13 protein-coding genes are annotated in these 13,053 nt (G+C 43.2%); 7 read left to right on the top strand and 6 right to left on the bottom strand.

Going from position 1 to position 13,053, the window contains the following annotated elements; all coding sequences use genetic code 11:
- Positions 1-93 precede the first annotated feature (93 nt).
- Positions 94-726, top strand: coding sequence for a cytidylate kinase-like family protein (locus DXA87_RS10625; RefSeq protein ID WP_117504308.1), 633 nt, complete (start codon positions 94-96; stop codon positions 724-726).
- A gap of 138 nt (positions 727-864) precedes the next feature.
- Here DXA87_RS10625 and glmS read toward each other — a convergent pair whose 3' ends face one another.
- On the bottom strand, positions 865-2,682 hold the full coding sequence (gene glmS / locus DXA87_RS10620; RefSeq protein ID WP_015554534.1) for a glutamine--fructose-6-phosphate transaminase (isomerizing): 1,818 nt from the start codon (positions 2,680-2,682) through the stop codon (positions 865-867).
- A gap of 324 nt (positions 2,683-3,006) precedes the next feature.
- On the opposite strand from glmS, the gene DXA87_RS10615 reads away from it, so the two are divergent.
- The 6 genes from DXA87_RS10615 (at position 3,007) to DXA87_RS10595 (ending at position 10,368) form a co-directional block, all read left to right on the top strand.
- On the top strand, positions 3,007-5,241 hold the full coding sequence (locus tag DXA87_RS10615; RefSeq protein ID WP_117504306.1) for an NlpC/P60 family protein: 2,235 nt from the start codon (positions 3,007-3,009) through the stop codon (positions 5,239-5,241).
- A gap of 1,154 nt (positions 5,242-6,395) precedes the next feature.
- Positions 6,396-6,680: a hypothetical protein gene (locus DXA87_RS10610; RefSeq protein WP_117470262.1), complete on the top strand. Its 285-nt coding sequence runs from the start codon at positions 6,396-6,398 to the stop codon at positions 6,678-6,680.
- Positions 6,681-7,046: 366 nt separating this feature from the next.
- On the top strand, positions 7,047-7,196 hold the full coding sequence (locus DXA87_RS17980; RefSeq protein WP_158553069.1) for a hypothetical protein: 150 nt from the start codon (positions 7,047-7,049) through the stop codon (positions 7,194-7,196).
- A gap of 38 nt (positions 7,197-7,234) precedes the next feature.
- On the top strand, positions 7,235-7,963 hold the full coding sequence (locus DXA87_RS10605; RefSeq protein ID WP_117504304.1) for a hypothetical protein: 729 nt from the start codon (positions 7,235-7,237) through the stop codon (positions 7,961-7,963).
- Between the two features lie 567 nt (positions 7,964-8,530).
- The gene (locus tag DXA87_RS10600) at positions 8,531-9,316 is read left to right on the top strand and encodes an ATP-binding protein (protein WP_117504302.1); all 786 of its coding nucleotides are present in this window, start codon (positions 8,531-8,533) and stop codon (positions 9,314-9,316) included.
- Entirely contained in the window at positions 9,316-10,368 is a 1,053-nt protein-coding gene (locus DXA87_RS10595) for a tyrosine-type recombinase/integrase (RefSeq protein WP_015554543.1), read from the top strand. The genes DXA87_RS10600 and DXA87_RS10595 overlap by 1 nt, the downstream gene beginning before the upstream one ends.
- Positions 10,369-10,777: 409 nt before the next feature.
- Here DXA87_RS10595 and DXA87_RS10585 read toward each other — a convergent pair whose 3' ends face one another.
- The 5 genes from DXA87_RS10585 to DXA87_RS10570 all read right to left on the bottom strand — a co-directional run bounded on the left by DXA87_RS10585 (position 10,778) and on the right by DXA87_RS10570 (position 12,602).
- Positions 10,778-11,149: a DUF2500 domain-containing protein gene (locus DXA87_RS10585; RefSeq protein WP_117504300.1), complete on the bottom strand. Its 372-nt coding sequence runs from the start codon at positions 11,147-11,149 to the stop codon at positions 10,778-10,780.
- A gap of 290 nt (positions 11,150-11,439) precedes the next feature.
- Entirely contained in the window at positions 11,440-11,583 is a 144-nt protein-coding gene (locus tag DXA87_RS18160) for a hypothetical protein (protein ID WP_015554546.1), read from the bottom strand.
- 56 nt (positions 11,584-11,639) lie between these two features.
- A complete protein-coding gene (locus tag DXA87_RS17975; RefSeq protein WP_015554547.1) occupies positions 11,640-11,801 on the bottom strand; it encodes a hypothetical protein in 162 nt (53 codons plus the stop codon).
- 50 nt (positions 11,802-11,851) lie between these two features.
- Positions 11,852-12,400: a hypothetical protein gene (locus tag DXA87_RS10575; RefSeq protein ID WP_015554548.1), complete on the bottom strand. Its 549-nt coding sequence runs from the start codon at positions 12,398-12,400 to the stop codon at positions 11,852-11,854.
- A 73-nt stretch (positions 12,401-12,473) separates the two neighbouring features.
- Positions 12,474-12,602 (bottom strand): transposon-encoded TnpW family protein, encoded by a 129-nt coding sequence (locus DXA87_RS10570; protein WP_242990524.1) that lies wholly within the window; start codon positions 12,600-12,602, stop codon positions 12,474-12,476.
- Positions 12,603-13,053 lie beyond the last annotated feature (451 nt).

Here is a 13,053-nt window from a genome sequence, read left to right as displayed (position 1 = left end):
ACAAAAATTCACGGGATAACTCTTGCATATTGACTGCAATTTTTGTATAATATAGCTATCAGAAAGCTTGATGACAGAAAGGAGCTGTGGCATATGAGTGATAACCTTATTATTACGATCGGAAGAGAATGCGGAAGCGGAGGAAGACATATCGGGCAGGCATTAGCAGAAAAACTCGGTGTAAAATGTTATGACAAAGAGCTCCTGAATCTGGCCGCAAAAGAGAGCGGTCTCTGTAAAGAGCTGTTTGAGACCCACGACGAGAAGCCGACGAGCAGTTTCTTATATTCCCTGGTAATGGATACATATTCCCTTGGATATGCGAACTCTGCATATATGGATATGCCGATCAACCACAAGATCTTCCTTGCGCAGTTTGATACGATCAAAAACCTTGCGGACAAGGAATCCTGCGTAATTATCGGACGCTGTGCTGACTACGCGCTGGCTGATTATCCGAACGTGGTATCCGTATTTATTACAGCCAACGAGGACGTGAAGATCAGGACTTTGATGGAACGCCATAAGATTTCTGAGTCCCAGGCGAAGGATGTCATGATCAAGACCGATAAAAAACGTGCCAGTTACTATAACTATTATTCCAGTAAGCGCTGGGGCGATTCCAAGAGCTACGATCTCTGCATGAACAGCAGCAAGATCGGTTATGACGGAGTTGTGAAGATGATCCAGGATTTTGTGGAGATCAAGAAAGGTTATAAGAAATAAGTGATATGAAGACGGGGCAGGAAGCAGAATCAAAGCTGTTTTCTACCCTGTTTTATTGTCTGAAATTATACCAACGTATGTAAAAAGGGCCAGCGCTTTGAGGCACTGGCCTAATAATGTTGAATATGATAGCTTTTTTTATTCCACCGTCACAGATTTCGCAAGATTTCTCGGCTGATCCACATCGAGGCCTTTCTGGACGGAAGCGTAGTAGGCGATGAGCTGGAGGACGACGGCGATCGGGAATACGGTGAATTTATCATCTTCCTTCGGGATCCGGATGATCACATCGGCGATTCCCTCGTCGACAGCGGTATCTTCCGTCACAAGGAGTACCACATAGGCGCCTCTCGCCTTCACCTCACGGATATTGGAGATGGTCTTTGCGAAGATGTGTTTCTGGGTCGCGATGGCGATCACCGGGACATGGTCTGTGATCAGGGCGATGGTTCCGTGCTTTAATTCACCTGCTGCGTAAGCCTCCGCGTGGATGTAGGAGATCTCCTTTAACTTTAACGCGCCTTCCAAGGAGAACGCGTAGTCCATGCCGCGGCCGATAAAGAACACATCCGGGTAATTCACGATGTGGGTGACGATCTCATTGATTGTATTCTCATCGCGGATCATGGTCTCCATGGCGGAAGCGCAGTTTAAGAGATCACTCATGAACTGCTCTGCATGTTCCTCCGTGTATACGCCGCGTACAAGTGCCATACGGCAGAAGAGAAGATAGAGGGCAGCGATCTGTACCGTGTAGGCTTTTGTGCTCGCCACGGCGATTTCAGGGCCTCCATGGGTATAGATCACGTAGTCGCTCTCGCGGGCGATCGTGGATCCCTTTACGTTTACAACTGAAATTACAGTGGAACCGCATTCCCTTGCGAGGCGGAGTGCCGCCAGGGTATCGATGGTCTCGCCGGACTGGGAGATCACGATGGTGAGGGTCGAGTCATCGATCAGCGGCTCCTCGTAGCGGAACTCAGAGGCAATGGACACGGTCACCGGAATTCTGAGGCGTGGCTCAATGAGGGCTCTCGCCACCATTCCCGCATGCATGGCAGTTCCACAGGCGATGACACGGATATTTGTGATCCGCTTTAAGAGCTCATCCGGGATCTTCTCATCGGAGAGGTCCGGGAGACCTTTTGTGAGGCGCGGAAGAATCGTCTTTTTTAATACTTCCGGCTGCTCGTGGATCTCCTTCATCATGAAATGCGGGAAGCCGTTCTTCATGGCTGCGTCCGTGTTCCAGGATGCCTCGAGGATCTCCGGCTCCACCTTTGTACCGTCAAGCTCGTAGAGGCTCGCGTGGTAGGCAGTGAGCTGTACGAGCTTTCCTTCCGGGACAACAAAGTATTTTTTTGAGTACGGAAGAAGAGCCGTCAGGTCAGAGGCGATCATGGCTCCGGAAGCTGTGTAAGCGGCTACAAGCGGGCTTACGTTTCTCACTGCATAAATTTCACCCGGCCGGTCCTCAAACATGATACAGAAGGCGTAGGAACCTTCCAGCTGTCTTAAGAACTCATGGATGGAGGAGAACGGGTCACCGTTGTAGATCTCGTTTAAGGTCGCAGCGGCAACTTCCGTGTCTGTCTGGGAATGGAGCTTTCCCTCCAGGTGGTATTTTGCTGTCAGGGCATGGTAGTTCTCGATGATGCCGTTATGGATCATCGTCACTTTTCCTGCCACATGCGGATGGGCATTCTCACTTGTCACGCCGCCGTGGGTCGCCCAACGGGTGTGGCCGATTCCGCAATGGGAAACGATGGGATCTTCCTCGCATACTTTGCGCAGGGCAGCAACTTTTCCGACTTTTTTGATAAAGTGGATCTTTGAGTTCTCGTCAAATAAAGCGATTCCCGCGCTGTCGTAGCCGCGGTACTCAAGCTGGGTGAGACCATTGAGCAGTACTGTCTGCGCATCTAAAGGACCGCAGTATCCGATAATTCCACACATATATTTTCATCTCCAGTTTTTCGTTATGTAATATTAGACTATGTTTCACGCGGTATCATGCTATCTTGAGGTCCCCTGCGGGACCTTCCTAATGTTCAGAAGGGACGCAGAAACCTTCCTGTAAGCAAGCTTACGGGACATTCCTGTATCCCCCCTGGCGACTGCACGAGCCAACTTGTTACGATTATAGTATTAAATGGATGGAAAGTCAATCCGCGCCTGTTTCCATGGGGAAAATTAAAGAAATCTTAACAAATTTTCCTTCCCCTATATGTTATACTAACTCCGTTATATTTACATAATGCAGGAGATGTACGCTCGAAAATGAAGTTGAACGACCATTTAGATTTTCATAAATTACCTTTTGATAAAGAAAAGATCCGCGAGCAGGTGGAGAAGATCGCCGCGGACTGCATGCACTGGGTGACAGGCAGGCAGAATGCGAGACCGCTTTTAGCGATGGTTTTATGTACCTGTATCGCGTTTTCCGCCATGCTTCCCTATATTCCGGTGATCGCCCCGGCGGAGACCAGCACGGAGCGGATCTATGAGCCGGAGACCGTCGATATTCTCGAGGATCCTACAGAAAATACGACGGATGAGACTACAGCGGAGATCGATCCGGATGCACCGGCTCCATATAAATTAAACTTTTCGAACATGTACGAGGAGGGATCGGAGACCAGCTATGCGGAGATCCTGATGAAGGAATTGATCCAGAAGGACTCCAAGTGGTTTGCCGCGATCTATGACATGGCAAACAAAGCTCCGGCAAAGCTTGCCCCGTCCTTTGGCCGCAAGGCGTCCTCTGTTCTCGGACAGTATAACCCGACCTCGAAGACTCAGGATAAGAACAATCCGGCTTCCTGGTATGTGGAGCATTTTAAGAATGTCAAGGTTACGTTTTACAACGGCGACGGCGAGGTCACGTCCGCAGTGTCAAATGCCCAGGATATTCTTTCCATGGCAAGTGTTTATGCGTTTTATAACGGGATCACGGATCTTGACACGATCCGCACCTATGTGAATGACCTCTGGACGAAGTCCCATTCCTACCAGGCATCCCTTGGAAATGTCTATTACTGCGACGGCTGCGTGGATCCGAACACGTCTGCGGAAGAGGGAGATTCCGAGCTGGAAGGTGAGGATACCTTTGTATCCGGACGAAATATTGACACGGAGATCCGAACAGACGCAGGCGATGAGGTCATCGACCAGGCCGGAGATACGGTTTCTGTAAACGGCGAGAGCCACAGTGATGGTTCCTCCGCATCAGGTTCCGCCCAGGATTCCTCCGCACATACGTCCATGGTGGCTGAAACAACGACAGTTCCTCCGTCGGCTGCAAACCATACAGAAGGTGCCGCGACGAAAGAGTCCACTACAAGCGCCCTGGATTCCCTGGCTGAGACGGCTGAGAGCGTGATCCAGGAGACCACAAAGAAAGCGACGATCATCCGCGTGGAGGATAAGACCGAGGCAGCCACGAAATCTCCGGAGGCGGAAGCTTCAACGACTGCAGCGCCGACAACGAAAGAGGAGACGGTTCGCGAAACCACTGCTCCTTCCACGGAAGGAACGGAAGAGACTTCAGTGAAGGTCATCCGAGTCGGCAGCAATGAAGAAGCGGACCATGAATATTCCGGTTATGCTGTCAGGGCGGCAGCGGAAGAGCAGAATGCGGAGACATTCCTTTTAGAGCCGGAAACGGCGGCAGGAAGTGAAGCAGGCAATGAAACCGGTGGTCTGGAACAGGCAGCCGAAGTGGAAGAGAGCGCTGCCAACGGATATAGCGTCCATACGGCGGCTGCATCCCATGCACTGATCTGTCCCGGACATATCGATCTGAAGATCTCAGCGACCATCCGCACACTCAACGAAAATTCAAATCTTTACAGTGTCGATGACACAGGAAACACTGTGGGAGAGACGGAGTCCGTATCCGCGGACGGAACCGGCTGGGAAGGCTGGAACCGCAGAATGATGTCCTTTGTAAGCCATATCAACCGCCAGGACTGGACAGAGACATATGGGCTCAACGTAGTCGTGGAGGGCACGAGAGCGCCGCTCTCAACGACGGAGATTGACTCCTACATGAGCAGACTTCCAAAAGATACTTCAGAGACGAGAAAGAATATTATCCGGTACGCCCTTCAGTCTGTCGGAAAAGTTCCGTATTACTGGGGTGGAAAGGCCAGCGCCCAGAATTATACTGGCAACAATTTCGGTTCCGTCACGATCCCGGACCACAAGGGACGTATCTTAAAGGGACTCGACTGCTCCGGATGGGTCAACTGGGTATACTGGTCCGTCACAGGAACACATCTGCCGTATGAGGGCACAGAGGGCTTAAGGACTCTTGGACGGCAGGTAAAACGTCAGGATTTGAAGCCGGGCGATATCGTGGTAATCACGGGATCCACGCCGCATGTTATCATGTTCCTCGGATTTACCTCAAACGGACAGATCCAGTGTGTCCATGAGACGGGGTCCGCGAACAATGTCACAATTGGCGTGATGAACGCGAACTGGCCGTATTATAGAAATCTGCTGGATTAATGGAATGTAGTTCTGGGAATTAACCGATTTGTCTGGTTCTGGGGACGAAAAAGTAATTTTAAATAATTTGATCTGTATGAATCTGTATGAAATTGATTTTATGATTGTGATGAACATTTTTGTGCGGATCATGTGCAGCACCTTCTTTACAGCACATCAGGGGTCTAGAAAGACTGGAATGCGGCCGGAGAGAAGGTGCTTGCTTTATTTAGATTTAGTGTGCTGAATAAATGAATGATAGATATATTATGGCATTTTTGTTTTGAAAGCTGTCAATGTAGGTAAACTTATCACAATGTCGTAATGAAGAAACCTAGTGCTTACGGCAATTTTTGATTTCTTTGTGTAAAGTACTATCTACATTTTTTGTGTACAATATATCACAAAGCCGTAATATGTAGGTCGGGTTATCACAAAGTCGTCATATATAGGTAAATATGTCACAAAGTCGTCACCAAGTAGGTAAACCGTTAATGTTCCATTTTTCCTCTCTAAAAGAACATCGAATCTTGCAAAATTAAGAAGTAATGGCGTAGGATGGAATATTGCACCAACGTTCATCAGTGTAATTTTTAAATAGTTTTCTTCAGCGAAAAATGAACCATCTCCAAAGTACTGGTTTATAAGGGCTCACACAGCTTTTGTTTTACTAACTAGGAAAGCGCTCGCCGCTACATTGGTTTTTTCCCAGAAATAGATACTTTGATATAATCCGCTTTTCCTTCTTTTCTATGTACAAAAATTAAATGTTATACTAAATATGATATATTGAATCGGAGGTGAAGGATATAAATCTGATTACAGCGGGATCGTCTGTTTGTGACGCCGGTAAAATCGGCAGTTTCCTATATGCCGGATGCCCGATATGAGTTGCCGATAACGAAAGTGAAGAAAAAGAATTAATAAAAATTGAATCGAGGAGGCAGTTCTGCGCTGATAATTGGATACGCTGAAGAAAATATGGCGGGAGTGGATTGAAAGGAAAATTTTTTGGATGCTTATAAGAGAAAAAATTACAGATAATTAACTAAAATAGAAACAATATATTACGAATTATGAAGATATGAAGAAGTGTATTGAAAACAGTACAATTTGATAATATAATTCAAAAAAAAGGAAAGAGTAACGCGGACTGCACCAAGACAGGAGGCAGTATGGGCAAGGAGAAAATTAAAATAAGATATATCATTTTCGTGCTGATAACCATGGGCGTAATATTTTTTGGAAAAATAACTAGGCTTGATAATTTAAACGCAGAAAAAATCGCCGGGATCATACTCGTGTCCCCACCTTATAAAAAGAGAATAACAGGTCAGCAAAAGATTGAAGAATTTACAATCCTGTTTAATGACAGAAAAAAGAAACCTGTATTCTCAATCACTCCACCCAAATGGTCGGGACAAAGGAGCCATTATATCAATGGAAACATACCAATATAATATTATTTTTTGCGGGGAGAACATTACGGTGAACAGACCAAAATATGTCATGGACAAATCGATAGATTTTGAGTTGGATCAGTTCCTGAAAAATATAATTAATAAAGCCCCATTAAGATGGATGCCTCCCGGATAAGGAGGTCGCTATGATGAATAAATCCGTAAAAACATGGTTTCTGTGGCAAAGAGCTATATGGCAGTAACATATGAATGTGAATAGGAAAGTTTGTTTCATATAACATATGAAAACAAAAGGATTAACGAATATTGAAAAGGAGATGATTCCAATGGATATGTCCCATGTAGATAACTAGCACTGCACACTAAGTAACGAGACATACTAAACAATGAAAAGGAGAGCACTCTATGAAAAAAAGATTTCTGGTACTCTGCAGCATGACACTATTCCTCTTGTCTGCCTATTCATCCACCTCTTTTGCAGATCAAAAGGCGGGGGAATCTAAAACCTATACGGTAGATGATATCAATAATGGCTTCACCAATTATTTAGTATAAATTAAACATAACTTTGAACTTCACAGCAAGAGGGAAAAATGAAAAAAACAAAGTTTGAGATTTTGATTTTTATATGTATGATACTTTTGGGATTAGGGTGTTTTCTTATTGCCACGAAAAATAACCAATATAATTTTTTCGAGGATATTTTATCACGTTATCCCGAAGAGAATATTGCAGGAACTCTTATGGTAGATTTAACACATGATGGTAATGATGAGTTACTTGTTATAAGCCAGGATGCCTTGGAAATCACATTGGAAATATATGCTATAATAGATGGCAATCCTATTGTAATATATAAAGACCATGCCTCTGATAACCATGCTGGATGGCGTTGGTACTATTTAACTGTTGTTGACCATAAAAACTATATCCTACAGTATACACCTGAGATATGGAATGGCATAGGAAATTACCATTTTGAAATATTTTCCTTTAATCAGAAGGGCCAGAAAGAAATATTAGAGACACAGGAACTGCCATATGATTCGATACATACTTCAGAGGATAATAAGCAGGATTTATTAATCAAAACACAGAATTTTAAAGCTATCTATGAAAAATGGCAAACCAACAGCATACCATTGATTACCATAGGCAGCGATCCGCTAACCGGTGATAATGATAATTATGTCCTGGAGAAAAAAGTAATATTGAATAATTCCTATTATAGCGTAAATGTGTTTAATAATAAAAGCTTTGGGAAATCTAATAGAAGTAGTTTGCCTTTGTTTGGCATAAAGACCGATTGCCTTGATTACTGATACGGTTTTATCACCAGCATACCCTTATGCGGATGTCGTATTTCAAAGTGATACAAACTCAGGAAGTTATTTTCCCTGTTATACCGGTTGTATTACATTGATTGATGCAATATGTCGTGCAGTAAGCAGTAATTCTAATATTAATACGGACGATCATATTCGGCAAATGGAACGACGTCTATTAAATCATAAAATTTTCATATGGGGTATTGAAAGATAATGTCGTATTATTAGCACTGGCATAATGCGGCATTATTTTTATATTAGGATACGAGGAGGACTGACATGTTTGCAAATAAAAAGGCAGGAATTATAATTCCGAAAAAATAGTAGAAAAGCGGGATTTCCATGTGATTGTGATAAGTGTCCTACATCTTTGTGACATGTTTACCTACATCGACAATATATTATGGCATTTTTTGTTTTGAAAGCCGGAATATTGACATTGGGGATGGAATAGAGTATGATATGGATAGATTTCCAACTATTCGTGAAAGAACAGTTTATCGAATAGTTATGGCAAAATTCCGGTCATCTACCATGTTTTCCATGAAATGAGGTTTTCTAATGAAATTACAAAGACTTTTAAGCCTGGTTCGTCAGGCTGTTGATGATTATGCTCTCATCGATGATCAGGACCATATTGCTGTCGGTGTCTCCGGCGGCAAGGACAGCCTGGCTCTTCTCTATGCGCTCCATGAACTGCAGCGCTTTTACCCGAAACATTTTACGCTTCATGCATTCACAGTCGATCTCGGATTCGGAATTCAGGATTTCAGCGGCATAAAGGCTTTTTGCGACGGCTTTCAGGTTCCTCTCACAATAATCCCCACCGAGATCGGGAAAATCGTTTTTGAGACCCGTAAAGAGTCAAATCCCTGCGCGCTGTGTGCGAAAATGCGCAAAGGAGCCCTAAACCTTGAGGCAAAGGCCGCCGGATGCAATAAGATCGCTTACGCGCATCATAAGGATGATATTATTGAGACGATGCTGTTGTCTTTGATGTTCGAAGGACGTTTTTATACGTTTCCACCAAAGACATTTTTGGACCGCACAGAACTTACGGTGATCCGCCCTCTCATGTATGTCTCTGAGGCGGATGTGATCGGATTTAAGAATAAATATAATCTTCCGGTGTGCAAAAATCCATGCCCTGCGGATGGACATACGAAACGCGAGTATGTTAAGAATTTAACCAGTCAGTTAAATAAAGAAAATCCGGGAATTAAGGAACGGCTGTTTCATGCGGTAATTTCCGGAAATATTGAAGGGTGGAATTCTGGAAATATCGGAATGGATGAAACTTGCCATGAAAATGACCGTGAAAGCAAGAATAAAAAGGAGGAATTCTGATGGCCACACTCTCCTACCATGAACAGAAGAATATAGAAAATACAAAAAAGCTCCGGGAACTTCAGAAAGAACTCCCCTATTTCTGCACGGATTTCTTCCGTGGAATTGAAGCAAGTACCTCTGTAAGGACCAGGATCGCGTATGCACATGACCTGAAAATCTTTTTTCAGTTCTTAAAAACTGCAAATCCCAGAACTTTTGATAATCCTGCACATACTCTTACGCCGGGTGATCTTGAAAAATTGACGGTATCAGATCTCGAAGAATATATTGATTATCTGAAGTGTCATCCCAGCGATACCTGTGAAGACGTTGTCAATACAGAACGTGGACTCATGCGAAAGGTCTCTTCTCTCCGCAGCTTTTACAGTTATTTCTTCCGAAATGAGCTGATCGAGAAGAACCCCGCCGCTCTCGTGCGCATGCCGAAGCTCCACGAAAAGGAAATTATCCGTCTGGAGATCGATGAGGTGGCAAAGCTGCTCGATGAGGTCGAGGAAGGTGATAAACTGACTGAGAAGCAGAAACTTTACCATGAGCGAACAAAAGTTCGGGATCTTGCCATGATGTCACTCCTTCTGGGAACCGGTATCCGTGTTTCTGAATGCGTTGGATTAAATATCAATGATATCGACCTTGATACCTGCGGTGCCAGAGTTTACCGGAAAGGCGGAAAGGAATCCGTGATCTACTTCAGCGATGAAGTTCGCGATGTACTGGAAGACTATCTGGATGAGCGGGAAATGATCGATGCCGTTCCAGGAAATGAGGATGCCCTCTTCCTCTCCATGCAGCGAAAGCGGATCAATGTGCGCAGCGTGGAAAATCTCGTAAAAAAATACGCGAAACTTGTCACACCGCTGAAAAAGATCACCCCGCATAAGCTCCGCAGCACCTACGGTACCAGCCTTTATCGTGAAACAGGCGATATCTACCTCGTTGCCTCCGTCTTAGGCCATAATGATGTCAATACGACAAGAAAACATTATGCGGCTCAGGAAGAAGAACGCAGACGGTCGGCGCGGAACGTTGTAAGGCTGCGCGAAGATTGACATATAAATGAAAAAGTAAAAAAATTTTTTTGATGAAAAAGGCTAATTTCGTACTTTATTTCCGTGTAAAGTGAAAACTACCGTTAATCCGCTTTGACATGACATTTGCAACTTACTATGCCAAGAAACGCGGAGAAAGCAAACCACATCGAGTAGCCATTACTCATATGGTCAAAAGGCTTATTTAGAGTCATCTATGCATTGGAGAGGTAAGATATCGACTTTAATGCACAGAAACTTCGTTAATCTCTATTGGATTCATACTAATTTCTCCCATCTGAAATACAATGTATTCAGATGGCTTATTAAAGTTACCATTTTTACAATTCAAAAAAGGTTCAAAATTCTCTTGACTGTTTATAGTTTGTCACCTCCTGGTCTATTTTCTTTCACACTATCACCTCCAGAATCACACGCGCTCAAATGACAGATATCTCGTTCCCTGAAACGTAAGTTTCCCAATGTCGCCTTCCGCCAGCATTCCGTATTCTCTGCCAGAAACCGGCAGTTCCATCCGGTCACCGCTCTCTACCTGAAACGTGACATAGTAGCTGGTACTTGAAGTCGAATGGTAGCCATGCGTTCCAGACAGGTCACCCGCATTTGCATGGCTATGATGTGTGATATTTTCACGCTTTGCGACGATGGTTGCACTCATTGACAAACGCGGTGACTGATTGTTTTTATGCCATGTTCCGATTCCTGTCACAAACTGGAAGATGATCATGCCAAAAACCATTACGAAGATAATCGGAAACATAAACCCAAACAGCATAAACATATAGCTCACCTCTTCTTCATCTTTCGTCCAATGATTACTCTGAGCACAAAACATACGACAATCACGAAAAGCGAGGCAGCGATATACAGTAATGCTTCTGTATACCACGGTGCAGAATACGATTCGTATAGTTTCGGAAAGCGCTTATACCCATAGAAATCCATACCCGTTTTAATCACAATCATGTAGAAACTTGCATAGATAATATATTTTAATAAATCGTATAGTTTATTCATGCCATTGCCTCCGCGATATTCTGTTTTAACCTTTTGGCCTCGGCAAACTGGAAGTTATCGAAGAGCATCCCTTAATTGCAACAAGCTACTACGGATACTTTCTCCAGCTCCACCAATAGCCTGCGCTATAATGATTGCGGCAACTATAATTGCCACTGCGACAATAATTTTTCCAATCAAATATTGATATTCTTTCATTTTGATTACCTCCATCTACAAGTATCGATTTTCTCAATTCTCAAAACAGGGAGTTGTCAGTCCTTCTTGTTCTTTTCAATAGCATTAATAGTGCAAGCAAAACCTGTAATCATTGAAAGTAGTATTGCTCCACCCATTGCTTCGTTCATTCCAGCACCAAAGAAAAAACCGACCAACGCTGCAATTACCATTAGAATGATTGAAATGATTACTCTCATAATATATGCCTCCATAAATTTGAAATTTATCGCAACATTTCATTCTTGGATTATACTCGCTTATAGATAATTGGTTCATCATATCCAAAAGTTTTCTTTCCATTAACTTCCATGCTTTCAGATACCTCCAGACAACTATCAGAAAACTTTTCCCAAAGCTTAAATGTCATTACCGGTGAAAACTGGCTTGTACTGCCTCCTTCCCAGATTCCATCTTTCTCATGATAGAGCGCCGGAGTGAATTTTTCAGATTTTTTCAATTCAGTGTAGTCAGCATTTTTCATAGAATCATATGAAAACGTACTTTTATCTTCTCCTTCTGGTATTTCATAAGAATACAACACAATTCCGTCTTCTTTCTCTGTAATAAGGAAAAGATGTGGGGAAGCATGGCGTTTACCATTTGTCTCATAGTAGCTTTCTTCAACAACAAATTTACCATTAAAATCTTTAGGAAGATTCAAAATTTTCTCATTACAGATTGTATTAATGTGTTCTGCATAAGGATATGTTTTCCCTTCTCTCTGCATATTATCAAACTGCTCTTTGTTATTAAAGTGTCCCGTCATCATATTAATAAAATTATCGAGCTTCATCATGCTTTTTACCTCCAAATTCCGACTTGTTACTCACATGATATCATATTTTTTCTTCAATTACATCCACCAAATTTTAGTACACTGCCATTCGGCTTGCTTCTGTAACCGGCATCCGTTTAATCTTCTCCTGCATTGTTTCCTTTGCATCTTCATTGAAATGATAACGGACAACATAGACTGTCTGGCAATTTTCTTTGTAAATGTGTTCCCCTCTGTTTTTGTATACACAATATGGATTTGTGAAAACATTCGCTATGATTGTCCGTAGGAGGACGGATCATGGTTGACTATACACCGCTTTGGAAAACGATACATGAACGGGAAAATAACTCAATATGCGATGCTTCAGGATAAAGTCCTCGATAACCATACGCTTGACAGGTTGAAAAACACGCACCGCATTCTCGTTACTTCAGTGATGAGTTAGGTGCGCTATTTATTTACAATAATATCGAACATATGTTTACATGCTTAGTAACATATGGTATAATATTCATATGGAAAAATATATGTTTACTATTAAAGAAAATTCTCTTTCGTATGGTAGAGGATATGTGTACTCGCTTCAATATCATCTGGTCTGATGCACGAAATACCGAAAGAAAGTTCTGACCAATGGTGTAGATCAGGAGTGCAAAGAAATGTTGCAGGAA

Origin of the sequence: Desulfotomaculum sp. OF05-3 (assembly GCF_003435535.1) — a bacterium.
GTDB classification, from domain to species: Bacteria; Bacillota; Clostridia; order Lachnospirales; family Lachnospiraceae; genus Pilosibacter; species Pilosibacter fragilis.
Note: the sequence above shows the minus strand (reverse complement) of the source record. Positions and strands in the feature narration are given on the sequence as shown.

What these genes read in the sequence shown, in the direction of transcription:
- DXA87_RS10625 (WP_117504308.1), top strand. Translation starts at nt 94, where the DNA reads ATGAGTGATAACCTTATTATTACGATCGGAAGAGAATGCGGAAGCGGA.
- glmS (WP_015554534.1), bottom strand. Translation starts at nt 2,682, where the DNA reads ATGTGTGGAATTATCGGATACTGCGGTCCTTTAGATGCGCAGACAGTA.
- DXA87_RS10615 (WP_117504306.1), top strand. Translation starts at nt 3,007, where the DNA reads ATGAAGTTGAACGACCATTTAGATTTTCATAAATTACCTTTTGATAAA.
- DXA87_RS10610 (WP_117470262.1), top strand. Translation starts at nt 6,396, where the DNA reads ATGGGCAAGGAGAAAATTAAAATAAGATATATCATTTTCGTGCTGATA.
- DXA87_RS17980 (WP_158553069.1), top strand. Translation starts at nt 7,047, where the DNA reads ATGAAAAAAAGATTTCTGGTACTCTGCAGCATGACACTATTCCTCTTG.
- DXA87_RS10605 (WP_117504304.1), top strand. Translation starts at nt 7,235, where the DNA reads ATGAAAAAAACAAAGTTTGAGATTTTGATTTTTATATGTATGATACTT.
- DXA87_RS10600 (WP_117504302.1), top strand. Translation starts at nt 8,531, where the DNA reads ATGAAATTACAAAGACTTTTAAGCCTGGTTCGTCAGGCTGTTGATGAT.
- DXA87_RS10595 (WP_015554543.1), top strand. Translation starts at nt 9,316, where the DNA reads ATGGCCACACTCTCCTACCATGAACAGAAGAATATAGAAAATACAAAA.
- DXA87_RS10585 (WP_117504300.1), bottom strand. Translation starts at nt 11,149, where the DNA reads ATGTTTATGCTGTTTGGGTTTATGTTTCCGATTATCTTCGTAATGGTT.
- DXA87_RS18160 (WP_015554546.1), bottom strand. Translation starts at nt 11,583, where the DNA reads ATGAAAGAATATCAATATTTGATTGGAAAAATTATTGTCGCAGTGGCA.
- DXA87_RS17975 (WP_015554547.1), bottom strand. Translation starts at nt 11,801, where the DNA reads ATGAGAGTAATCATTTCAATCATTCTAATGGTAATTGCAGCGTTGGTC.
- DXA87_RS10575 (WP_015554548.1), bottom strand. Translation starts at nt 12,400, where the DNA reads ATGATGAAGCTCGATAATTTTATTAATATGATGACGGGACACTTTAAT.